Here is a 24431-nt window from a genome sequence, read left to right as displayed (position 1 = left end):
TAAAATCTTACATTTGTTTTTTTTAATTAAAAACTTATGGATGATAATTCCTTACTTTCTGAAGAAACAATTTCTAATAAAATATATTTTATTCGCGGGCAAAAAGTCATGCTTGATCGTGATCTTGCCTCACTTTATGGAATTGAAACTAAAGTTTTGAAACAATCTGTCAAAAGAAACGCTGCCAGATTTCCCGAAGATTTTATGTTTGAATTATCACAAATTGAATTTAATAACTTGAGGTCACAAATTGTGACCTCAAGTTGGGGAGGAACAAGAATCCTGCCTCTAGTTTTCACTGAACATGGAATATTAATGCTATCAAGTGTTCTTAAAAGCGACAAAGCCATTCAAACCAATATTCAAATTATGAGAATCTTTACGAAAGTGAGACAAATGCTTTTGGATACAACAGAAATTAAAGTTGATATTTTACAGATTCAGAAGAAGTTAGAGAATCATGACAAAAACATTGAATTAGTATTTTCTTATTTAGATGAATTGACTGAGAAAAAAGAAAATGAATCAGAAAGAGTAAAGATTGGCTATAAAAAATAGTTCTTTAAGGTCACAATTTGTGATCTTAAAAACTTGATGTCACAAATTGTGGTATCAAGTTTAATTTAAAATTTTCTTAATATATTTTCGCTTGATTATCAATTGAGTAAATAAAAACCTCATCATCAGCAAAACAGAAAAAACAAGATTATATCCATGAAATTCTCTATAAACACCAAAATTGTGTTTTATTAGTCTAAATTTTGAAGAAGAAACAGAGTTTTTTCTAATTCTGTAAAAGGCCAAAGGTTCTGGAACTGGTTTTGCTATTTTAATTTGCTTTAAAATTGTTAACCAAATTCTCCAATCCTGACGTTTTTGTGTAGTTTCCAGAATGATTTTTCCGAAATAATCTGAATCATATATAGCTGTCAAATTGCCTACGTAATTACAGAAAAACAATTCGTTATAAGTTAAAGGATTTGGTGACTCAACCCTTCTGCTTAAATTATTTCCTTCCTCATCAATAGAATCATAATAACTAAAAGTAAAAGGCTGATTATTCATTTTTAAAAACTGAATCTGCTTTTCCAATTTTTCAGAAAACCATAAATCATCTGCGTCTAAATAGGCAATATATTTTCCTGTGGCTTTTTCTAAAGCGGCGTTTCTTGCAAAACCGTTTCCGCGATTTTCTGGTAATTTAAAGAGTTTAACTCTACTGTCATTTTGAGCAAATTCTTCTATAATAGAAACGGTTTTGTCTGTAGAGGCATCATCTACTAGAATCATTTCCCAGTTTTGGTAGGTCTGATTTTGAACTGATTCTATAGTTGCTCTAATGAACTTTTCAGTATTGTATGTTGGTGTTAAAATAGATACTAAATCGTTCATTAGATTTATTATTCTTTCAGAATCTTAATTTATTTTATATAGCTTGAAAAGTCTTTGTGTTCTTCTTTTGCCAGTTCTTCAGGAGATAATGATTTGAAATACTCATAAGTAATTTTCATTCCTTCTGCTCTGCTTACTTTGGCTTCCCAGCCCAACAATTCTTTTGCTTTTGTTGTATCTGGCTGACGCTGTAATGGATCGTTTATTGGCAGCGGATGATAAACTACTTTCTGATTTGTCCCTGTCAGTTTTATAATTTCTTCTGCAAAATCTTTGATTGTGATTTCGTCAGGGTTTCCAATATTTACTGGATATACATAATCTGAATGTAGCAATCTGTAAATCCCTTCAACTTGGTCATCAACATAACAGAAAGAACGCGTCTGCATTCCGTCTCCAAAAATCGTTAGGTCTTCACCACGTAAAGCCTGGCCAATAAACGCTGGAATTACACGTCCGTCGTTTAATCGCATTCTTGGCCCGTAGGTGTTAAAAATACGAACGATTCTAGTTTCTACTCCATGAAAAGTATGATATGCCATGGTGATTGACTCCTGAAAACGTTTTGCTTCATCATAAACTCCACGTGGACCTATTGTATTTACATTCCCATAGTATTCCTCAGTTTGTGGATGTACTAAAGGGTCTCCATAAACTTCAGAAGTTGATGCAATCAAAATTCTTGCTTTTTTTACTCTCGCCAATCCAAGTAGATTATGGGTTCCCAAAGATCCCACTTTTAAAGTTTGAATTGGAATTTTTAAATAATCAATCGGACTTGCTGGCGAAGCGAAGTGTAATATATAATCTAAATTGCCTGGAACATGAACAAACTTAGTAATATCATGGTGATAAAACTCGAAATTTTCCAGTTTAAATAAATGTTCAATATTTTTAAGATCTCCTGTAATCAAATTATCCATTCCAATTACAAAGTAACCTTCTTTAATAAATCTGTCACATAAATGTGATCCTAAAAATCCTGCTGCTCCAGTGATAAGTATTCTTTTCATTTTAATATTTTCTGTTCATTATAATAATTTACTGAATTAAACATGCAGTAAAAAACTATAAAGAAAATTATTCCTCTTTGTCGACTCAAAAAAGATTCGGTCAAAAATAAGACTATCATTGTTACCGCAAAAGCAATATGAACAAAATCTTTATTTATAATTCCCTTTTTCAATGTAAAAAATAACATACTTAAAACTATCAAAAAACCAACTACTCCCAACTCTGCAAATATTTGAATATATTCATTATGAAAATTCAATTCTCCATAACTTGCGTGTAAATTATGCTGTTTTATTTTCTCTCTAATTTTATATTGAGCAGCATCTAATCCAAATCCTGTAAAAAAAATAGATTCTTCCTGAACCATTTCTTTAAAAATTCTAATCTGAAACAATCGAAAAGCTGCTCCTGGGAAAAAATCGTTCTGCTGGAATTGATCCTGACTCCAAGCTTGCTTTAAACTTATATTATAAATTGGTCCTTGATTTTCTTCTGTCGCATTATTTAAAGAACTATCTACAAATATTGTTTCAAATTCAATCATAAATCTATCTCTAACTGGCTTAATAAAAAGCACAGAACTTATAGAGATAATTATAACCGCCAAAAGCATTATTTTCTTAGTTCCCCTAGAAACTGAAGAAAAAAACGAATAATAAACTATTATCATCATCAAATCTACGATAATGATATTCTTGGATGACAACAAAAATATAAAGACAATAAGAATCCAAAATCCTATTTTATCAATAATTGATTTTTCTTTTTTAACAAGAAAAAAAAACATGGCTAAAGAACCAAAAACAGCCATGTAAATTGCATTTAGTTCTAAACTGACTAATTCATGATAAAAGAAAACGCCCTTGTCTCCTGAATTTATGAATTTTACAATTGCCTTTAGAAAATAGAAAATAGAAAATCCAACCATAGTAAAACTGAACCACTCAATAGCCTTATCTACAACATTTCTATTCATTTTTGGAAATGTGCTAAATGCTAAAGGGATCACTAAAAACAATATTTCTTTTTGTAATCCCTTTATTGTCAGTTTACTTTCTATCGACCAAATTGAAGATATTAACATCAAAACATACAACAGTATTGGAAGCAGTAAAACTCTAGATAATGAAAAATCTGTTTTTTTTGCTTTGAGAAAGGAGACCAATAAAAAAACTATACAAGTTAAACTTCCAATATTATGTTTTAATGGAAGCGTAATCAACATTGCAGCTATCAAATAAGCTAGCAAACTTTTATTCTTCGATAAATCAGTCATTTTATTGAAGGCTTTTTTCAAATAATCTGAGATATGATTCATTTATTTTATTCCAATTAAATTCATTAATAATCATACTGAAGTTATCTTGAATTATTTGTTCATAATCTTCTCTTTTAATTTTTTTCAAGATTTGATTAATGTCTGAGGCATTTGAAAAGTAAAGTGCTCTATTCTCTAAAATGCTATAATTAAATTCATTTTTATGAGCCACAATCATAGCTTTGGCCGCCATTGCTTCAAGTAACGATGGATTGGTTCCTCCAACTGAGTGCCCATGAAAATAAATGTTTGAAAAAAATCTTAAGTTATCCAAATGTTCTTTGTTGTAAATGGCTCCAATAAATCTTAAATTTTGATTATTTTGAAATTTACGTTTAAGCTTTTTTCCAAAATTATTATCGGTATTTCCAATTATCAAAACTGTTTTTTTGTTATTACTTTGAACAATGCCCTCTAAAATTGTCTCTATATTATTCTCGGGTTCTAATCTTGCAATAATTAGATTATAATCATACTTGTCAACTTTATATTGTTTGATTAGGTTTTCATTTTCGTTTTCAAAAGGTTCTGCACCATAAGCAATATAATGAGCCTCTTTATCGTATTTTTCTTTTATATAGTTCTTAATTCCAATCGAATCAGCTATTAAATAATGACTTTTTTTTACCGCAATTTTTTCTGCAATTTTAAGGAACTCTTGAATTTTTTTTGAATACTTGCTCCTTCTCCATTCCAATCCGTCCATATTGGTAATGATAATTGTTTTTTTAGGTAAAAGAGAAGACCAAATAGAACTACTTGTATAACCTAATTGAAGGATAATGTCAAAATTTCTTTTTCTTGAATCTAATATACAATTCAAATCATATAAAAACTGCCCAGCCGTTCCAATCTTATACTCAGGATCATACTGGTGAATAATGTGAACGCCTTTAAATTTTTTGTGTTGATAAATGTGATTATGAGGACTGTAAACATAAATTTCATGATTTTTTTCTGCTAAATAAACAGCAAAAATTTCTGCAAATTGCTCAAATCCTCCATAATTATTTGGAATTCCTCTCGTACCAAGAATTGCTATTTTCATTTAGTTTTGGAGCTGTTATTATTTAATTCTTCTAGAAATAGCAAAGCAGAGTACTTCCAATTATATTTCTCTTTTATTATTTCCACATTATTCATTTTTTTACCTTTATTCAAATTTATTTTTATTTTTTCATTCAAATCGTTCTTGTCAAAAGGGTCAAATCCATTATCATGCAGGAAACTAAAATCTTTCATTGCTGTTCTATTAGAATATAGTGACGGAATTCCAGCGGCGGCGGCTTCTAAAATCGGAATACCAAATCCTTCAGCAATTGAAGGATAAATGGAAACTTCGGCACCTTTTACAAGCAATTGAAGATCATCAAAACTAAGATTTTCTAGAATAATTATCTTATTTTTAATTGATTCGGGTAACGAATTATATAAATTATTAAACTTCTTATTTATTAAATCTCTTTTCCCCACCAAAACCAGAAAAAAATCTCGATAGTAATTGTTCTCAACAAATACTTCTAACAAAAAATTATGATTCTTTCGAGGTTCCCATCTACTTATATAAATAAAATAATCTTCTATTTTGTATTTTTTAGCAACGCTTAATTTAATTGTTTCTTTGTTATATTCTGCAAAAAAAACATCATTAACGGCATTAGGAGTAATCACAACATTATCGATATTAAAGAGTCTTTGAATTTGTTGTTTTGAATATTCTGAAACAGTAAATATTATATCGGAATGTTTTACACTCCACTTAAATAGAAATTTATTTTTAACTCTATACATCCACGGAAAATATTGTGGGTATTCTAAAAACAATAAATCGTGAATTGTGTTTATATATTTACAATATTTTATTGGCGGCACAATATATTGAAAATGGGCATATTGAATATTATTTGCCTTGATAAGCTTAGGAATATCAACCAGTAAACGATAAAATTTATTTTTATGTGCTAGTTCAAGATATTTAACATTCTCAGCAGTACCAAAAACTTCTTCAAGAATTGCGGTATTTTTTGCGGCAAAATAAAACGTTTTACTATTATCTTTTATTAGTTCTTGATACAAACCAGTAATATAGGTTCTTGTTCCTTCAAAATTTTTATCAAAAATATGACAGTCTACAAATATTTTTATTTTCTCTTCCATATTAAGAATCTTGTTTGAAGACATTTGGTCTTGAAGAAAATACCAATAACCCGCCCAAAATTAAAACAATTACATCTCTTGTATTATATATACCTGTAATTGTTAAGGTTGTGAAGAAAAATGACAAACCTATCACTCCAATAAAAACTGGAACAAATTGATATGCAAAATAAGTATATCGATAAAAACGAGATAAAAAATATAATAATAAAATTAACCCAATAATCCCAGTTTTGTAAAAAATATAAATGTATCCGTTGTGTGTTTCTGATATATATCTCATTCCTTCTTGGTCGAGAGGGGCTTTAAATTTTAGATCAATTAACGAACCAAAACCAGTACCAACAATATAACTTAAAGGATTTTCTTCCATTAATTTCAAAGCTCTTTTAGCTTCATATCCACGCCAATGATCCCATAATTCCTTATGATTTTCCCTATCGATTTTTGTTTTAAACATTTCTTCGGGTGCAATCTTTACCTTATATAAAAAGGCTTCCAAACCTTTTGCGTTTCGATCTAATTTAACCGAAAACAAGTAAATATATAATACGCCAACAATTGAAACTAAACCAAGAAAAATTTTTATGTTTCTTGAGTTGATCTTTGTGTAGCCATAAATGGTTAAAACTGCTAGAACAACAACGGCAAGCATTGTTCTTGAAAAATATAAAATACAAGATACCAAAAGCGTAAAGAAAATTATATAATGGGCAATTCTTTTTTTGAATATTTTATCATCAAAAAATTTAGCATAAAAACACAAAAACAATAAACTAAAACATTCTAGAAAGTTATCTTTTCCAAAATCATTTCGAAGTTCATTCATATTCTCAATAGACAGCTTGCTGTTCGATAAAACTAAACAAATATGAAAAAGGGCCATAAAAAAGCCTGTAAGAATGATTGTTTTTACAAATGCTTTAAATTCTATTTTTTGAAAGAAAAGATAACCTAAGGTTAGTCCTAAAATAGGTTTTAAAAAATGCGTTATGTCTTTTACTAAATGAATAAACTCGAAATGATTTCCAAAAAAACCTAAAAACCCAATGGTAAAAATCAAAAATAGCGGTGTAAGTAAGCTTAAAATTTTCAGGCTTATTTTAAATTCATTTAGCAACAACATTACGAATAGAACAATAAATTGAATAACAAAATTTATTCTAAATGAAGAAAGGTAAAGTTGTGAAAACACTACTATCAGAAATAAAAAAAGTATGACTTGCCTTATTTTCATTAAATATTTTTTGCAATTCTTTTTATAAGAATATTGATCGAAATCATTAATAATGCGAACTGTTTTTGTACTCCAGAAAAATGTTTGGAAGAATAAACTTGGTAACCTTGCATCAGGTTTCGATTTCTGGTCTTATTATGTCCAACAAAATGAATATAATCAATTGATGGTATAAAAATGCATATTTTTCCAATATCATGCATTCTTTTACATAAATCTACATCCTCAACATACATAAAGTAATCTTTATCAAAACCATGCAAATCTAGGTAATCTTTCTTTCTTAATAACATAAAGGAACCCGTTACCCAATCTACTTCATACGTTTTACTCAAATTAAATTTGCCATGAACAAACTCTTTTCTTTTATCAGCTAAGAACGAAATTTTTAACAATTTTAAAGGAGAAGGAAATTTACCTACAGCACTAATATACTGTTGTTCTTTATTAAGCATGTTGATGGAGACAATACCAATATTGTTTTTTGAGTACAAAACCTCAACAGCTGATTTAAGATTGTTTAAAAGAATAGTATCATTATTTAACAGCAAAATGGTTTCTCCTTTAGCAAAAGAAACCCCAATGTTATTTGCTTTACCAAAACCTAAATTTGTTTGATTTTCAATAATAATTACATTGGGAAATTTTTCTTTAATAAAACTTATACTGTCATCACTTGAGCAATTATCAACCACTATTATTTCAAAAGACAAATCTCTTAAATAAGTATACAAAGAATTGAGACAATTTTCTAAATATTGAATACCATTATAATTTACAATAATAACTGAGATTAATTGCTCCATCTAAAATAAGGTATAGAAACCCAATTTTTTCTTTATATAATAAACACATAAAAAATTGAGCAGTAAGTTTGTAAATAATCCTGCAAGTGCGGCTCCAAGAATTCCATAATAGGAAATGAGTGCAACATTTGCCATAACATTAGAAACGAAACAAATTAACGTAATGTTTCTTAAAATATGCTGATTATTGGTCATATTTAGTATCTGATCACCATTTCCTGACATCGCATTGACTAGAACACCCAAAATTAAAATGATTAATATGTTTCCAGCTGCAACGGCTTCAGAACTAAAAAAAGATAAAATTAACTGATTAAAAATTATGACTACTAAAACCAATGGAATTGTTAGAATTGATATCAGTTTTGTTGCGTTTTGAATCGTTATTTTTAATTCCTCATGTTTATTTTCACCAAATAACCGTGCAATTTTAGGAGTAGTTATTGTACTAATCGAAACAATTATAAGCAATCCTAAATTGGCTATTTTAAAAGCCACATTATAGATTCCGAGATCCTTCTCATTTACCATTAAGCCTAATATAACAACACTTGTAGCGTTTAATAGATATATTAAAAAACCGCTGAAAAATAAAGGCGAAGCCGTTTTTAGTAACTCTCCCGTGGACTGAACTTCCAAATTTTTATCTGATTTCCATTTAAAAATTGTAATAATTTCAATAAGAACAGTGAAAAATATAGATAGTGAAAAAGCTAAAATGGTGAAATAACTGTCTTTACCTAAAAAATGGAATAGTGATAAAAATCCAATTAAAAGTATGTTTGGAATAACAAAAAAAAACAGGTTGAAATTGAAAAACTTCTTTGTTGCAACAAAAAAATAAACAAAAATTTCGTGGACCACAAAAAATGGTATAGATAAAGCAATTATTAAAAAATAGATGTAAAGGTCTGTGTTTTTAAAAACGGTATCTGCCAAAAAATGCGATCCGAAATAAAAGAAAATCATCGGAAATATCGCAAATAAAAGCACTATTTTACATCCTTTCAATAATAAATTTTTCGCTTCTAGGTAATTATAATTTTTATTTCCAATAACTTTAATAAGCGTGTTGGGAATTCCAAAAGTTATAAATAACGTACAAATCTGAGTAATTGTAACTACTAACGCATATGCACCATACGTGGCAACTCCGAAAAATCTATTAATTAATAAAACAATTAAAAAAGATATAGCCAGACCAAAAATTCTAAACTGAAAGTTTTTTACAAAAGAAGCTATCAAATTTTTATGTTTTTTATCAATCAACTTCATAATCGATTCTCCTTATAGATGCGGCTTCATTAATAAAATAATGTTTCTGTCATAGAGCTATTGAACTATTGCTTCAATTCATTAGCCATTTTATCCATTAATAAATCATTTCCCAACAAATATGGATCATAAGAACCATTTACCGAGCTTAATTTATATCCATAATAATTCATGTCCCAAGTCACAAATTCATTGGGCGTAAACCAGTCAAGAAAGATTTCGTTTCCTCCATCAAGCGATTTATCTTTAAATTTTATTACAATATTTTTTATAGTAACATAAGATTGACTTGGATTTACTCCTAAATCTACTCTAAGATTTTTTGGTGTGACATCTTGAGGTAAATCTAAAACTATTTTTTGCATTTTATTAGATGCATAAATTGCCTGTGAAATAGAATTTTCATTACTCCAATCTTTTCCCTCTACTAAATAATAAACTTCCAATTTGTCATTTTTTTGAAAAAGCCCTTCTATTTCAATCGAATAATTATCTTTTTGTTTCTGCGTTTCTGTTTTAAAGGAATTTTGACAAGATCCAATTATTAATGATAGTGAAATAGTTAGAAAACTAAGAAATTTTGCTTTCATTTATTAAAATTAACTTTTAAAAATATTTATTTAATTTTTTTATCAAGTAAGTAACTGTTGCTTTCTATAAAAACTTCTGGATTTGATCCAGAATACAAACAACACTAAAAAAATTAATGGAAGTAAAAAATTGAATTTAAGAAAGAATTTTTTTTTGTTTTCAATATTAATTGAAACACTGTTTTCTTTAACAATTTTATCAAAACCTATTAATTCAATTCTATGAAAAGACTGTTCATTTAGTAAAGCGTCTTTTGTTTTAATAATATCGTTTAATTGCGTGTTTTCATTGTAATACACCAATTTATCATTCTTAAGAGAACCTGTTGTTGTTTGAGAAAAATTACTTAAAACACCATCAATTTGTTTAATAATAGAGTCTATTTCTTTGAGTTTTGAAACAACATTAAAATAGGTTTCTTTTTGAATTTTAGAATAATATTCCGATTCGTTAAAGTATTTTAAAAGCGGCTGAATTAACTTCTTATCTGATGATTTTTGACTGGTTGATAAAATTATCAATTGGTTTGTATAATTTTTGCTGGTTAAATTGTCTTCCAAAATCTTTTTTATATCACCATCTTCAGCCATCAATTTTATTAATTGAAAATTTTCCGGTTTATTAGTAATGAAATTATAAACATCTGCAATTGGTTTTATTTCAATACTTTTTAAGATTTTAGGCTGTTGAATACCTACTACATTTTTTAAAAAATTGGTATCTCTTTCATTAATTTTTGAATTGATTAAATCAATCTTAGCATATAGATAGTCTGTACTTTTAAAATTGGGTGTAACAATGATCTCGTGCTTATACGTTTTTTGAACGTTATCCAAAACTACTCCCAAAGCAAATCCAATAGCAACTAAAATCAAGATAATTACCCAATTTTTAATAAAGAATTGAATGCTTCTAAAAATCGAAGTATTTATTCTCCCAAAAAAAATATTGATTTTTTTAGAAATCTGCACCAAATCAATCTCTGGGTCATTTGAATTCTGCGGTACTTTTGTACTCATTTACGATTTATTTTATATTGAAAATTTGCTCTAAAATCTTAATAGTAATCAAATAAGTTGGTTTTACACCGGTTGTTCCCAATCCGCCTGAAGCTAGTGTACTTCCGGTTTCCAGAGGATTATCTGAAGCATAATAAGCATAGCGAACTTTGATATCATGAGGAACACTTTTTCTAATTTTAGATGCTGATTGAATCGCTTTTTGGTAATAAGATCCTTCCATTTCAAGACCAATTACTCCCCAAGTTGATTCGTGGAAGAATTTCAATAAATCTCTGTTTTGCAATGAAGTTCCAAGAACGGTAACCATCGCACCTTCATAAATGTCTATATCATTTCCTTCAAACATTGCGCCTGTTAATTCGTTTTCGAAGAAATAATTATCTGCCGTTCCTTCATTGATATGTGCTGTTGGAATCATGATATCTCCTTTTCCGCCTTCTAAAATTCCAGCTTTACCCATAATCGAAACCGATTTTACATTCAATAAAGTTTCTTTCTTGAATGGTTTCAAAAGCTCGTCAATAGTTTCATAAGCTTGCTCTCCAAAAGCATAATCCATTACAATTAGAACTGGTTTTTCTTCGCCTACATTAGCATGTGAAAAAGCTGTTTTTGACCAGTCAATTTTGGCTGTATCAAAAATCTGGACGTCAATATTGGTTCCAGAACAATCTGGCAGCGAAATCATTCCATTTTTTAAAGCTAAATCTTCTACTTGAGCTCTAATTTCTTTTGAACCAGAACCGCTTAATTCTTCATAAATAAAGAAATCTGTTTTTCCTTTATATTTTGTTTTTAACAACGGCGTTGCAAAAATAGAATTCATCACACTATGCATATTCGCACTAATTACGTGAATTGGTCTTTTCAGCAAATCGTTTGCTTTTAGAACTTCTTTAATATTTGTTGCCCAAATTTCTCCGTGAATATGGTGTCCTAATCTTTCGCGCAAAACTGGACTAAAAGTGATGGTACGCTTGTTGTTTTCAACAATTTCTTCAATCGCCAGTTTTCCTAACCAATAAATTACGTGCAAGAAACGGTCTGGTGCATTTTCTGAACCAAAAGCATCGTAAATATCTAAAACTTCTTCAAATGTTCTAGCCAAAATATTTGCTACATGAGAAATTGCTTTTTCTTTTTCTACCAAAGTAAGCTTTTTGGTTTGCATAACAGCTTGTTCCAGTTTCTGCCAATCACGAGAAACTTCTCCTCCATCGTCTATTAAAACCCTATTTTTAATTTTATGAGATTCAATAAAAATGAAAGTCAAATGTGTTAAGATATCATAAATGTCCGAACGTCCGCGAGTAATCTCAACGTTCATTTGCTCTTCGTCGATTCTGTAGCAGTTTCTTCTTCTTTTTGGTGGAACAATCGGCTGAAAATGTGATTTAGAATATCCTTCGTCTGAAGTTAAATTAATAAAACGGCATTGCTCAATTCCGATTGGAAGACGCTCAATTACATATAGAAGTCCGTTTAATTCTACTTTTTCTTCCGCGATATTTCCATAAATTTCTGGACGTAAAGCCAATAATGATTCGCGCAAGCTGTCGCCAGAAACTCCCATTGGTTTGTAAAAACCACGGTTGAATAAATGGCGCATTGTAATGTACATTTTTTCTATAGCCGCAGATGATTCTTGCGCTCTAGATCTTGATATATGTTTAGTTTCTTTCATGTTTTTTCTATTTTAAAAATCATCTTCATTTTTAAAGAAGATGCGAATATTTCGATAAACGAAAGTAGGAAATATTAATATTATTTCAATCGAAAACTAAAAATGTGATTTAATTATAACGTTTATTTCAAATTAGGATTTACCATCTGTTTTAAATTTATCCTTTGCCCAATTTTCTGGATTTGAAACAATGTAATCAGAAATTCTTTGATATTGATTATTGTCTCTAATGATATTGTCATAAAATAATTTTTGCCATTGATGCGTGTATCCCAATCTATTGGCGTGTTTTGTTACAGCAGATTTATATGATCCAACAATTGACGAAATGGTGTTTTTTCCAATGTTTTGAAAACGTTTTAAACCTGGTTTTTGAAATTCGACATGCGACGACGTTCGGCAATAATTCCGACATGCGATAAAATCATTTTATTATTTTGAACTTCTCCAAAATAATGTTCTCTGTTTTGTGTACAAATTGTTATAAAATAGGCTCCATTCCAGCCATAATCCCACCATTGAGCTCTAATTGAAGAAATACGATATTTATTTTGAAACTTTCCTTGACTCATTTAATTTTCATTTACTTATCCATCCTAATTCATCTGAATAAATAACTGCTTAATCTTGGAAATATTATTTCATTTTGTAAGATTATCCGCAATATCCCTATTATTTGATAATCTCGGAATTTTATTCTGTCCACCCAGTTTTCCTTGCGATTTCATATAATCTTGAAATCCGTTTTTAGAAATCTTTGTAATCACTACTTTTCTTAAAACATTTCCAGTAATTAAATCGTCGTAATAAATATTCTGTTTACGCATTGAATTATCGATCGTTTCGGCAAAAGCTTCCATGTTTTCAGGTTCTTTTTCGAACTCAATTAGCCACTCATGATACGGTAAACCGCTGGCAGGAGTAATTTGCGGTGCGACTGTAAACTCGTTTATTACAATATTTGTTAAATTTACAGCCTCTTTCATTGCATTTTCGACTTCATTGGCAATAACGTGTTCTCCGAAAGCAGAAATATAATGTTTGATACGTCCAGAAACTATAACACGGTAAGGCGCCAGAGAAGTAAACTGGACGGTGTCACCAATATTATAACGCCAAAGTCCCGCATTGGTAGAAATAATCAAAACATAGTTCACTCCTACCTCAACTTCACCAATGGTGTAGACTTTCGGGTTTTCGCTAAAAAATTCATCTGCTTTTATGAATTCGTAGAAAATTCCAGAATTCAAAAGTAGTAACATTCCTTTTTCTTTCTGCGAATCTTGATACGCGAAAAATCCTTCAGAAGCAGGAAACAATTCGATGCTGTCTACTTTTTTGCCTATCATCTGCTCAAATTTAGCACGGTATGGTTCGTAATTGACACCGCCGTAGATAAACAGATTAAAGTTTTTGAATATCTCACTAATCTTTTTACCGCCACTTTTTTGCTGTAAACGTTCAAAATACATCTGTACCCAAGACGGAATTCCCGAGATAACCGACATATCTTCTTTTATTGTTTCGTCTACAATAGCATCTACTTTGGTTTCCCAGTCTTCTATACAATTGGTTTCCCAAGATGGCATTCTGTTTTTCTGGAGGTATTTAGGAACAAAATGTGCTACAATTCCAGAAAGTCTCCCAAATTTGATTCCGTATTTCTCAGTCAAGATGGGACTTCCTTGTAAAAAAATCATTTTCCCGTCAACAAAATCGGCTTTTCCAGTTTCGTTAATATAATGTAGAATGGCATTTCTGGCCGCTTCTATATGATAAGGCATTGATTCTTTGGTAAGCGGAATAAATTTCGCCCCCGAAGTCGTTCCCGAAGTTTTGGCAAAATATAATGGTTTCCCTTTCCATAAAATATCTGATTCTCCTTTTACAACCTTATCAACATAAGGTTTTAAATCTTCGTAATCCCTTACAGGAACTCGTTTCTGAAAATCTTCAAAAGTTTTTATCTGATTAAAATGATGATCTTTTCCAAATTCGGTGTTTTGTGCATTTTCAATCAGATTTTTAAAAATCTTTTGTTGCGTTTCAACAGGTTTTTGAGCCCATTTTAGTGTTTGTTTATATATTTTTCTGGCAAATATTTTTGCCGCAATTGACTTAATTGACATTTTCAGTGGTATTATTTTTTATCACTTTTCTTTTTGTCTTGAGATTTAGCCTTCAGTTCTTTTTCTGTTTCGGCTACATCTTCTCTCAGTTTTATTTCAGCATCAGATGCTTTCATATTTAAATCTGAAGCATCTTCAACAGATTCTGATAATATTGAATCTTTATTAAATTTTGAATATTCTAATTCGCCTTTTAAGACTTTCTGAATCCCTTTTATATAAGCTTCATTTTGTCTCAAAGCCGTTTCTAAAGAATCTGATTTAATGGCCAGTTTAGTAGCATTTCGTTTCAATTCTGTAGAAGAATATCCAGGGATAAATTCGCGAAGGGGCGTAAAAGCAATGATAAAAGTAGTAACCAAAATTAGAAATATTCCTCCTAAAGTAAACGTTACAAAGACATTCATTAAAGTAAGCCTAAAAGAAAATATTTCTTCAAAAGTGTCTTCATTTAAAATTACTAACCGGTTTTTAATGAACAGTTTTTTTCTAAAATTCTTTTTCTTTTTTTGAGTCATTATCCTTCTTTATGCTAGCAAATATAATAATTAATCAACATGATATTTATTCGAAAAATTACTTGAAGAGCTATAATTTACGATTTTATAAAATATTTAACGCGGTCTAATACGAATATTTTAAACTAAAAATACTTCTATTTCGTATATTTCTATATACCTTTGCGGAATAATTAAGAAAAATAATTTGCTTCGGCATTAAATATATTAGTCATGGGAAGATTAGGTCTTACAGAAATCCTTGTTATCGTAGGTATTGTGATATTACTTTTTGGAGGTAAAAAAATTCCAGAATTAATGAAAGGTTTAGGAAGTGGAATTAAGGAATTTAAAAACGCTGCTAAAGACGATCAACCTGCTGCTTCTAAAAAACAAGAGGAAGAAACAAAATAAGAAATTCGAAAAAATTAAAATCCCAGATTACAATGTAGTCTGGGATTTTTTTGTTTGTTCCAATTGGAATTTGGAACTTTATTTTTGAAATTTAAAGTATCATCGTCAACTGAATTCTCTTTCTATCTTCATCAACTTCAGTCACTTTAACATCAACATGCTGATGTAATTTCACAACTTCGTTTACATCGCTTACAAATCCAGCTTTTAACTGAGAAATGTGAACTAAACCGCTTTCTTTGATTCCGATGTCAACAAAACAGCCAAAGTTGGTGATGTTATTCACAATTCCTGGTAATATCATTCCGGTTTTCAAATCTTTGATTGATTTTACATTGGCATCAAATTCAAAAACCTTGGCCGACTTTCTTGGATCTAATCCTGGCTTTTCAAGCTCTTTTATGATGTCTTTTAATGTAAGTAAACCAATTTCAGGCGTAACATACTTTTCGGGCTTAATAAGCGCTGTTTTCTCTTTATTTGCAATTAATTCATTCAAAGAAATATTCAAATCCTTAGCCATCTTTTCAACAACCGGATAAGCTTCTGGATGCACCGCCGAATTATCCAACGGATTTTTAGCATTTGTAATTCTAATAAACGCTGCTCCTTGTTGATACGCTTTGTCTCCAAGACGAGGTACTTTTTTCAACTGTTTTCTATCTTCAAAAGGACCGTTTTCAGAACGGTATTGTACAATGTTTTCTGCCAGCTTCTCCCCGATTCCACTCACATAACTTAACAAATGTTTACTTGCTGTATTGATGTTAATTCCAACTGAGTTTACACAACGAATTACCGTGCTATCCAATTCTTCTTTCAATTTAGTCTGATCAACATCGTGCTGATACTGCCCTACTCCAATTGCTTTAGGATCAATTTTTACCAATTCGGCCAACGGATCTGAAAGGCGTCGCCCAATAGAAACCGAACCACGAACTGTTACATCATAATTTGGAAATTCTTCTCTCGCAATTTTTGAAGCAGAATATACCGAAGCTCCCGCCTCAGAAACCACAAAAACTTGAACTGGTTTGTCAAACGCGATTTTTTTGATGAAAAATTCAGTTTCACGAGAAGCCGTTCCGTTCCCGATAGAAATGGCATCAATTTGATAAGCATTTACCATCGAACGGATTTTTTTTATCGCCATTGATTCCTCGTTTTGAGGCGCGTGCGGATAAATCGTTTCGTTGTATAATAAATCGCCTTTTTCGTCTAGACAAACTACTTTACAACCGCTTCTAAATCCTGGATCGATTGCTAAAATACGCTTTTCTCCCAACGGCGGAGCCAATAACAACTGACTTAAATTGTTGGCGAAAACCTGAATTGAATTCGCATCTGCCTTGGCTTTTGCTTCTTGCAACGTTTCATTTCCAATTGCTGGATTCAGTAAACGTTTATAACTGTCCTCAATCGCTAATTGTAAATGAGCTGTTGTATTATTTTGTTTTTTAATGATGATTTCGTCAATTACATCATATGCATCGTCTATATCAACATCAATTTTCATTTTGATAAAACCTTCATTTTCTGCACGCAACATTGCTAATAAACGGTGCGCTGGCGCTTTTGTCAACGGTTCTTCCCAATCAAAATACTGGCTGAATTTCTGTGCTCCTTCTTCTTCGGCTTTCTTTTTAACCACTTTTGTAGCAATAGTCGCTTTTCGCTGAAACAATCTTCTTAATTGTTTACGAACATAAATATTTTCGTTAATCCACTCGGCTACAATATCTCTTGCGCCTTGAATAGCGGCTTCTTCATTAATAACATTTTCATTAATATACTGAGTCGAAATAAAATCGATATCGGCATCACTTTCAGATATAATGAGTTTCGCTAAAGGTTCAAGACCAAACTCACGAGCGACATCAGCTTTTGTTTTTTTCTTCTTTTTGTATGGAAGGTAAAAATCTTCTATTTCTTGTAAATCAAAACTGTCTTCAATTTTTTTCTTCAAATCTGGCGTAAGCGCTTTTTGCTCTTCAATAGATTTTAAAACGGCTTCTTTACGTTTAATAAGTGTATCATAATCTTTTTGAAGTTTTGCAATCTGCTCAATTACAGTTTCATCTAGATTTCCGGTTGCGTCTTTTCTATATCGCGAAATAAACGGAATCGTACAGTCCTCTTCTAATAATTTAACTGTGTTTTGAATACTGACTGCGGGTGCCTGAACAGACTTGGCAATGAATTGAATATTAGTCATACTTTTAATGAAATGATTTTCTTACTTAAAAATGATATAATTTACTTGTTAAAGCGTTTCTGCAAAATAGTAAATCATTCGGCTAAAATAATATCTTTGTTTTTAATTTTAAGCCAATGAAAGTTTTATTACTATATTTTTTATTTATAAACATTCTCGTTTTTATTTTCGCGGGATATGACAAATCTCAAGCCCGAAAAAATAACCGACGTGTTCCCGAAAAAACCTTATTTCTCATGGCTTTAACTGGTGGATCGCCAGGGTTATTAACAGCGATGTTATTATTTAGACATAAAACGAGTAAAACTTCTTTTATTGTGAAGTTTGCCGTGATTTTACTAATTCAAGTGACTCTTATACTTGCTTATATAAATTATAAAAAGTAGATATTAATATTGTTGATAACTCAAAAATTACATTTTAAAATACTGAATAATAAACACTTAAAATAAAAAACCGAGCAAATTAAAAATCGGCCCGGTGTGTTTATGAATAGGTGCGAAGCACCGAATTTTTTTTTGACTTTTTATGCGCAAGCAATTTTATTCACTCTATTTTGGTGTCTTCCGCCTTCAAACGCTGTATCAAGGAAAGTTTCAACGATTTCAACAGCTTGATGAATAGAGGTAAATCTCGCTGGAATACTCACAATATTGGCATCATTGTGTAAACGCGTCAAATACGCGATTTCTTTAGTCCAGCATAAACCAGCTCTCACTTTCGGGTGTTTATTAACAGTCATTGCGATTCCGTTTCCGCTTCCGCAGATTACGATCCCAAAATCAGCTTTTCCTTCAGATACATCATTAGCAACTGGATGTCCAAAATCTGGATAATCTACAGAAGCATCAGTATCTGTACCGTAGTTAGTTACTTCATATCCTCTAGCTTTAAGCATTTCAACAATTGCTTTTTTATATTCTGGTCCTGCGTGGTCGTTTCCTATCGAAATTTTCATTTTTCTATACTATTAAGTTGTGTTATGCAAATTTACTCAATTAATAAATGGTTGCCACGAATTACACTAATTTTCACAAATTTTTTTCTTTTCAAATACTATATAAACATTCCAATATAAATTCGCGTCATTCGTCAAATTAGTGATAGAAAAATAACAATCACAACTATCTTACTGTCAAAAACTTAAAGGTTATTAACAATTTTGATAACTCTATAACTATCTCACAATCAATGAAGAATAAACAGAATATTTGTTAAAATTTTGAGGTGTTAATAGCAGTTTGTAATTGCTTGATATTCAATTAACTTTAAGTTAACAGAAAATGTTAATAAGTTCGAAAAGAAAATTAGAAGTTTTTTTTGGTTGTTTTTAAAAATTTCATAATCCAAAACTGAAATTAAATATGCAAGAAAAGTTTCGTGAATTTTTGGAAAAGTTATCAATATCAAAAATACCATTTTCAACAGAAATCAACATATCAACTTATCTACAAAATCAATTCAATTTTGGTTGTCAACCGTTGTTAATTAAAATACAAAAAGTCTTATAAATTAATCATTTAACCAAAAATAACTATGTTGATAACTCAGAATAAATAAGTAAAACGAGATTTCAATGGCTTCAAAAAAAAAATTATTCGACATATTAACAAGCTATAATAACAACCAAATTTTTTTAAATTTTAAAAATTCTTTTTTGTTGTATTTAATATATGTTGAAAACTAAAAAAGTTGAAATTGAAAAAATTTGATTTGAGTTTGAATTTTATTCTGATTTGAAATTGATTTTTGAATTTTTGTTTCAGACGATTTTAAGCGGATTGTTGAGATTGTCTAGAATTTGCTGGACTTCTTCGAAATCGTTTGGATGGACTTTGAGTTTGATTCCGCCCAGAGCAGCCGAGTACAAGGGAACGACTGAGAGCGTCATTTCATTTTCGAAAAAATAAGGGATTCCTTCTTGTTCCAGTAAGTGTTTGAGAACTACGGTTTCGTGCAGATAATTGAATACGGCGATCGTTTTAAAGCTTTCCATATTAGGTCTTTTTGTAAATGTACGAAAAGTTATAATTTTAATAATTCTATTTGTTAAAATCTGTAATCTGATTTCTTATTCGTAATTTTAAACCTTATTAGAAAAGATATATGAGTAAGAAAATTAGAAAGCCGATAAAAAAAGAGAAAGATTTCTCTGGGAAAATCCTGAAGATTTTATCGCAAAACGCTAATAAGCCATTCAATTACAAACAGATAGGAGCAAAGCTAGAACTTGATGATACAAAAAGCAGAAATCAGATTATAAAAGATCTAAAGATTCTGGCAGCTCAGAAGAAAATCATAGAAACAGGACCTGGAAAATATTTAGTAAAAGCAATTAGCCAGGATTACTACGAAGGAACGATAGATATGACGAGCAGAAAAACGGCATATTTTATTTGTGACGAGTTTGAAGAAGATGTTTTTATTCCGACCAATAATTTGAATCGTGCTTTAGACAAAGACAAAGTAAAAGTTTACGTTTATAACAGAAGAAAAGGAAAAAGACCTGAAGGTGAAGTAATTGAAGTTATAGAAAGAGATAAAACTGAATTTGTAGGTGTAATAGATATGCAGCCAAATTTTGCTTTTGTTTCTACTGCAAATCCTAAAATGTATACCGATATTTTTATCCCTAAAGATAAAATTGGTGAAGCAGAAAACGGTGATGTTGTTTTAGTTAAGATTGAAGATTGGCCAAAAAGAGCCGATAGTCCGTTTGGATCTGTAATTCGAGTTTTAGGAAAACCTGGAGAACATAATACTGAGATTCATGCTATTTTGGCTGAATATGGTTTGCCAGCAGATTTTCCAGTAGAAGTAGAGGTTTTTGCACAAAAACTAGATACTTCGATTCAGGAATCTGAGATTGCAAAACGTCGTGATATGCGTGATACGCTTACGTTTACGATAGATCCAAAAGATGCAAAAGATTTTGATGATGCCTTGTCTTTCAAAAAGTTAGAAAATGGAAACTTTGAAATTGGAATCCATATTGCCGATGTTTCGTATTATTTAGAAGAAGGAACAATCCTAGATGATGAAGCGTATCAAAGAGCTACTTCGGTTTATTTGGTCGATAGAGTAGTGCCAATGCTTCCAGAAGTATTGTCTAACTTTGCTTGTTCACTTCGTCCAAATGAAGAGAAATATACCTTCTCAGCGATATTTGAAGTTTCTCCAACAGCTCAGGTTATCAACCAGTGGTTTGGAAGAACTGTAATTTATTCAGATCAGCGTTTTGCTTACGAAGAGGCTCAGCATATTATTGAAACAAAAGGAAATAATACGATTCCAGTTGATATTTCTATTACTGGAGAATCCTATGTGGTTTCAGATGAAATTGTTGAAGCTACTTTGAAACTAGATGAATTAGCTAAGATTTTGAGAAAGAAAAGAATGCAGCAAGGTGCTATTTCTTTTGATAAAGTAGAAGTGAAATTTAATCTTAATGAAGAAGGTGAACCAGAAGGAGTTTATTTCAAAATCTCAAAAGATGCCAATCATTTGATTGAAGAATTTATGCTTTTGGCCAATAGAAAAGTGGCTGAATACATTGGTAAACAAAAGAAAACTTTTGTTTACCGTATTCACGACGAACCAAATGAAGATAAACTTATTGCAATGCAAACTGTTATTGCTAAGTTTGGTTATAAAATTGATTTTAGAACAAAAGGCGATATAGCAAAATCAATAAACGCTTTGATGGAAGAAGTAAACGGTAAGAAAGAACAAAATCTTATTGATACTCTTGCCATTAGAAGTATGAGTAAAGCCAAATATTCGACCGATAATATTGGACATTACGGTTTAGCTTTTGATTATTATAGCCATTTTACATCGCCAATTCGTCGTTATCCAGACGTAATGGTACACCGTTTGCTGCAATATTATTTGGATGGAGGAGCTTCTGTAGATGAAGAAACTTATGAAACCAAATGTCTGCATTGTTCAAACATGGAAAACTTAGCAACAAATGCTGAGCGTGACAGTATCAAATACATGCAGGTTAAATACATGCAAGATCATCAGGACGAAGAATTCCTTGGCGTTATTTCTGGTGTGACCGAATGGGGAATTTATGTTGAAATCGTTTCTAACAAATGTGAAGGAATGGTAAGAATCAGAGAGATAAAAGAGGATTACTATACTTTTGACGAAAGGCAATATGCATTGGTTGGAGCAACTTTAAACCGTTTACTACAGTTAGGAGACGAAATTTATGTGAAAGTAAAAAATGCCGACTTAGTGAAAAAACAACTGGATTTTCATTTTTTAAGACGAGCAGAATAAATATTAATTTAAAAATAAAAGTATGAAAAAGCTAATTATAGGAGCAGCAATTTTATTTGTACAAATGTCTTTTGGTCAAGTTACCAAAGAGTTAGGTGATTTTGATACCGTAAAAGTATTTGATAAATTAAGTGTAAAACTAGTTCAAGGATCTGAAAATAAAATTGTTATAAAAGGAGCAAGAGAAGCAGAAGTTGAGGCTGTTAATAAAAATGGTATTTTGAAGTTAAGAATGCCTTTTCCAAAACTGCTGTCAGGAAATGATCTTGATATAACTTTGTATTATAAACACATCGAATTGATTGATGTAAATGAAGGAGCAGAGGTAAAAAGCAATGAAGCCATCAAAGCGACTTCTTTTAAAGTGAGTGCTCAAGAAGGAGGTATCATTAACGTAGATTTGGATGTTGATAAACTAAAAGTAAGTTCAGTTTCTGGCGGTAAAATTACGCTAACAGGAAAAGCTGCAAATCAAGATGCAAGTTTAGGAGCAGGAGGATATTTACTAGCAAGTAAATTAGAAACGTCTCAGACTACTGTAAGCGTTTCTGCGGGCGGAAAAGCCGATGTTAATGCTTCTACCCTTGTCGATGCAAAAGTAAGCGCAGGAGGCTCTATTTACATTTATGGAAAACCAAAGCAAATAAACCAAAAAACAGTTTTTGGCGGTAAAATAGAAGAAGTAAAATAACAAGTAGTAATTGATGATTAACGATATTCTAGCGGGACTTCCTTGGGGACTTGTTCTTAGTTTTATGGTAGGTCCTGTATTTTTTGTTTTATTAGAAACCAGTATTACAAAAGGATTTAGAGCTGCACTTGTTTTTGATTTAGGGGTAGTATTGGGCGATATTTTCTTTATTGCTATAGCTTATCTCGGAAGTTATAGATTGATTTCTAGTTTAAAAGACGATCCAGCACTTTTTATTTTTGGAGGAATAATTATGCTTACTTACGGTATTATTTCGTTTGTAAAGCTAAAGAAGGAAGAAAAAATAAACGATGAAGAGATTGACCGTGATATTCTGAAAAGAAATTATGGCAGTTTGTTTGTAAAAGGTTTTTTATTGAACGTTATCAACATTGGTGTTCTTGGTTTCTGGCTTGCTGTAATTATTTCTGTTGGGCCAAAATTAGATATGCAAACTTCAAGAATGATGACATTTTTTACTGCTGTAATCATCACTTACTTATTAATTGATTGTGCTAAGATTTTATTAGCCAAACAGTTAAAATCAAAAATGACTCCGAATAATATTCTTAAAATTAAAAAAGGAATTAGCGTTGTTTTAATGATTTTCGGATTTGCGTTAGTAATTCAAGGATGGTTTCCAAAAGAAAAAGAAATGGTTAAAAATGCTTTCGAAAGAATAGAAAAGAAGTAGTTGTTAATAACTCAAAACTATAAATTAAACCTCTGAATTTCAGAGGTTTTTTTGTGTTTATAACTGTTAGTTTTGTACTTTGTCAAAGTTTCAAACTTTGACAAAGTTGACAACAGTTTGTCATTTCGACGTAAGGAGAAATCTTCACGAGAAGCTCTACAAAGATTGGACAAATTGTTGCGGAGTTACTTGTGAAGATTTCTCCTTACGTCGAAATGACAAGATTATGGAAAAATTAAGCATAAAAAAAAGAGACACATTTCTGTATCTCTTTTTGAGAAATCGTTCGGATTCGAACCGATATATTTAATTAATTTTTTCTAAAAATTAGACATAAAAAAAACCTTCAAATTGCTTTGAAGGTTTTGAGGCATCGTCCGGATTCGAACATATATTTTAATTAATTTTTTCAAAAAATTAAACATAAAAAAACCTTCAAATTGCTTTGAAGGTTTTGAGGCATCGTCCGGATTCGAACCGGAGTAGGAGCTTTTGCAGAGCCCAGCCTAGCCGCTCGGCCACGACGCCATTACTTGAACGGTTGGCAAAAGTAACTAAAATCTTTAAATTTCAAAAGTTTCATAGTAACTATTTTAAAATTTTAGGATTTTAATTTTAAACATTACTTTCTAATTTCCGTCATTTTTATAGTAACTGACTCAACATCACCACCAATAGGCGGATTAATTTTAGAAACCCAAACTGTTGTTTTTTCTACAGTTTCTATCTCTGCCAATACTCTAAGATTGATTCTTTTGGCTACATGTTCCAATAAATGCGAACGAATTGCCATTTCTTCCGTCACAATTTTGTTCAAATGTACATAGTCAACAGTGTCTAAAAGATGATCTGTTTCTGCTGATTTCTGTAAATTGGTTTTAATTTTTAAATCTACTGTGTAATCAGATCCAATTTTTCCTTCTTCAATTAAACATCCGTGGTAAGAAAAAGTACGGATATTTTTCAGTTTTATAACTCCCATTTTTATGTTGTTTCACGTTTAAA

The 24431-nt window shown here is 30.6% G+C and carries 24 protein-coding genes and 1 tRNA gene; 6 read left to right on the top strand and 19 right to left on the bottom strand.

Features of this window, described 5'->3' with window-relative positions:
* The first annotated feature begins 36 nt into the window (after positions 1-36).
* Complete coding sequence (locus tag FF52_RS12035; protein WP_008465810.1) at positions 37-558, top strand: ORF6N domain-containing protein; 522 nt, start codon at positions 37-39, stop codon at positions 556-558.
* A 60-nt stretch (positions 559-618) separates the two neighbouring features.
* Here the strand turns inward: FF52_RS12035 and FF52_RS12030 are convergent, their stop codons facing one another.
* The 14 genes from FF52_RS12030 to FF52_RS11965 form a co-directional block, all read right to left on the bottom strand.
* Entirely contained in the window at positions 619-1392 is a 774-nt protein-coding gene (locus FF52_RS12030; protein WP_008465808.1) for a glycosyltransferase family 2 protein, read from the bottom strand.
* 29 nt (positions 1393-1421) lie between these two features.
* Positions 1422-2405: a UDP-glucuronic acid decarboxylase family protein gene (locus tag FF52_RS12025; RefSeq protein ID WP_008465806.1), complete on the bottom strand. Its 984-nt coding sequence runs from the start codon at positions 2403-2405 to the stop codon at positions 1422-1424.
* A complete protein-coding gene (locus FF52_RS12020; protein WP_008465805.1) occupies positions 2402-3724 on the bottom strand; it encodes an O-antigen ligase family protein in 1323 nt (440 codons plus the stop codon). Before FF52_RS12020 ends, FF52_RS12025 begins: the two co-directional genes overlap by 4 nt.
* Complete coding sequence (locus FF52_RS12015; RefSeq protein WP_008465804.1) at positions 3684-4772, bottom strand: DUF1972 domain-containing protein; 1089 nt, start codon at positions 4770-4772, stop codon at positions 3684-3686. Before FF52_RS12015 ends, FF52_RS12020 begins: the two co-directional genes overlap by 41 nt.
* The gene (locus FF52_RS12010) at positions 4769-5881 is read right to left on the bottom strand and encodes a glycosyltransferase family 4 protein (RefSeq protein ID WP_192811810.1); all 1113 of its coding nucleotides are present in this window, start codon (positions 5879-5881) and stop codon (positions 4769-4771) included. Before FF52_RS12010 ends, FF52_RS12015 begins: the two co-directional genes overlap by 4 nt.
* Before the next feature lies 1 nt (position 5882).
* Positions 5883-7118: an O-antigen ligase family protein gene (locus FF52_RS12005; RefSeq protein WP_008465802.1), complete on the bottom strand. Its 1236-nt coding sequence runs from the start codon at positions 7116-7118 to the stop codon at positions 5883-5885.
* Positions 7118-7924 carry a glycosyltransferase family 2 protein gene (locus FF52_RS12000; RefSeq protein ID WP_008465801.1) on the bottom strand — a complete coding sequence of 269 codons (807 nt, stop codon included), beginning with the start codon at positions 7922-7924 and terminating at the stop codon, positions 7118-7120. Before FF52_RS12000 ends, FF52_RS12005 begins: the two co-directional genes overlap by 1 nt.
* Positions 7925-9199, bottom strand: coding sequence for an oligosaccharide flippase family protein (locus tag FF52_RS11995; protein ID WP_008465799.1), 1275 nt, complete (start codon positions 9197-9199; stop codon positions 7925-7927).
* A 65-nt stretch (positions 9200-9264) separates the two neighbouring features.
* On the bottom strand, positions 9265-9789 hold the full coding sequence (locus tag FF52_RS11990; RefSeq protein ID WP_008465798.1) for a hypothetical protein: 525 nt from the start codon (positions 9787-9789) through the stop codon (positions 9265-9267).
* A gap of 42 nt (positions 9790-9831) precedes the next feature.
* On the bottom strand, positions 9832-10809 hold the full coding sequence (locus FF52_RS11985) for a hypothetical protein (RefSeq protein WP_008465796.1): 978 nt from the start codon (positions 10807-10809) through the stop codon (positions 9832-9834).
* Between the two features lie 7 nt (positions 10810-10816).
* Positions 10817-12496 (bottom strand): DUF6909 family protein, encoded by a 1680-nt coding sequence (locus tag FF52_RS11980; protein ID WP_008465794.1) that lies wholly within the window; start codon positions 12494-12496, stop codon positions 10817-10819.
* A 359-nt stretch (positions 12497-12855) separates the two neighbouring features.
* Complete coding sequence (locus FF52_RS23890) at positions 12856-13068, bottom strand: hypothetical protein (protein WP_052017598.1); 213 nt, start codon at positions 13066-13068, stop codon at positions 12856-12858.
* A gap of 69 nt (positions 13069-13137) precedes the next feature.
* Positions 13138-14625 (bottom strand): GH3 auxin-responsive promoter family protein, encoded by a 1488-nt coding sequence (locus FF52_RS11970; RefSeq protein WP_008465793.1) that lies wholly within the window; start codon positions 14623-14625, stop codon positions 13138-13140.
* A gap of 11 nt (positions 14626-14636) precedes the next feature.
* The gene (locus FF52_RS11965; RefSeq protein ID WP_008465791.1) at positions 14637-15143 is read right to left on the bottom strand and encodes a hypothetical protein; all 507 of its coding nucleotides are present in this window, start codon (positions 15141-15143) and stop codon (positions 14637-14639) included.
* A gap of 213 nt (positions 15144-15356) precedes the next feature.
* Between FF52_RS11965 and FF52_RS11960 the strand changes: the two genes are divergently transcribed.
* Positions 15357-15536 carry a Sec-independent protein translocase subunit TatA/TatB gene (locus FF52_RS11960; protein WP_008465789.1) on the top strand — a complete coding sequence of 60 codons (180 nt, stop codon included), beginning with the start codon at positions 15357-15359 and terminating at the stop codon, positions 15534-15536.
* 91 nt (positions 15537-15627) lie between these two features.
* Here FF52_RS11960 and FF52_RS11955 read toward each other — a convergent pair whose 3' ends face one another.
* The gene (locus FF52_RS11955; protein ID WP_008465787.1) at positions 15628-17751 is read right to left on the bottom strand and encodes a Tex family protein; all 2124 of its coding nucleotides are present in this window, start codon (positions 17749-17751) and stop codon (positions 15628-15630) included.
* A gap of 116 nt (positions 17752-17867) precedes the next feature.
* On the opposite strand from FF52_RS11955, the gene FF52_RS11950 reads away from it, so the two are divergent.
* Positions 17868-18137 (top strand): DUF1294 domain-containing protein, encoded by a 270-nt coding sequence (locus FF52_RS11950; protein WP_035691457.1) that lies wholly within the window; start codon positions 17868-17870, stop codon positions 18135-18137.
* Positions 18138-18277: 140 nt separating this feature from the next.
* On the opposite strand, the gene rpiB is transcribed toward FF52_RS11950, so the two are convergent.
* Together rpiB and FF52_RS11935 are read right to left on the bottom strand one after the other, a co-directional pair.
* Positions 18278-18709, bottom strand: a complete 432-nt coding sequence (gene rpiB, locus FF52_RS11945) for a ribose 5-phosphate isomerase B (RefSeq protein WP_008465784.1) — start codon at positions 18707-18709, stop codon at positions 18278-18280.
* Positions 18710-19513: 804 nt separating this feature from the next.
* Positions 19514-19747, bottom strand: a complete 234-nt coding sequence (locus tag FF52_RS11935; protein WP_008465783.1) for a putative signal transducing protein — start codon at positions 19745-19747, stop codon at positions 19514-19516.
* Positions 19748-19857: 110 nt separating this feature from the next.
* Between FF52_RS11935 and rnr the strand changes: the two genes are divergently transcribed.
* Genes rnr through FF52_RS11920 form a run of 3 tightly spaced genes read left to right on the top strand, consistent with a single transcriptional unit; the run spans position 19858 to position 23426 of the window.
* Positions 19858-22041: a ribonuclease R gene (rnr, locus tag FF52_RS11930; protein ID WP_008465782.1), complete on the top strand. Its 2184-nt coding sequence runs from the start codon at positions 19858-19860 to the stop codon at positions 22039-22041.
* Positions 22042-22063: 22 nt separating this feature from the next.
* Positions 22064-22732 (top strand): head GIN domain-containing protein, encoded by a 669-nt coding sequence (locus FF52_RS11925; protein ID WP_008465781.1) that lies wholly within the window; start codon positions 22064-22066, stop codon positions 22730-22732.
* A gap of 13 nt (positions 22733-22745) precedes the next feature.
* Positions 22746-23426, top strand: a complete 681-nt coding sequence (locus FF52_RS11920; RefSeq protein WP_008465780.1) for a LysE family translocator — start codon at positions 22746-22748, stop codon at positions 23424-23426.
* A 457-nt stretch (positions 23427-23883) separates the two neighbouring features.
* Here FF52_RS11920 and FF52_RS23645 read toward each other — a convergent pair.
* Together FF52_RS23645 and folB are read right to left on the bottom strand one after the other, a co-directional pair.
* Positions 23884-23954 (bottom strand) — tRNA-Cys (locus tag FF52_RS23645).
* A gap of 94 nt (positions 23955-24048) precedes the next feature.
* Complete coding sequence (gene folB / locus FF52_RS11915) at positions 24049-24408, bottom strand: dihydroneopterin aldolase (RefSeq protein WP_008465779.1); 360 nt, start codon at positions 24406-24408, stop codon at positions 24049-24051.
* Positions 24409-24431: the final 23 nt, after the last annotated feature.

This window comes from Flavobacterium sp. F52 (assembly GCF_000278705.1).
GTDB lineage: Bacteria > Bacteroidota > Bacteroidia > Flavobacteriales > Flavobacteriaceae > Flavobacterium > Flavobacterium anhuiense.
The sequence above is the reverse complement of the archived record's forward strand: the minus strand, read 5'-3'. Positions and strand labels throughout refer to the sequence as shown.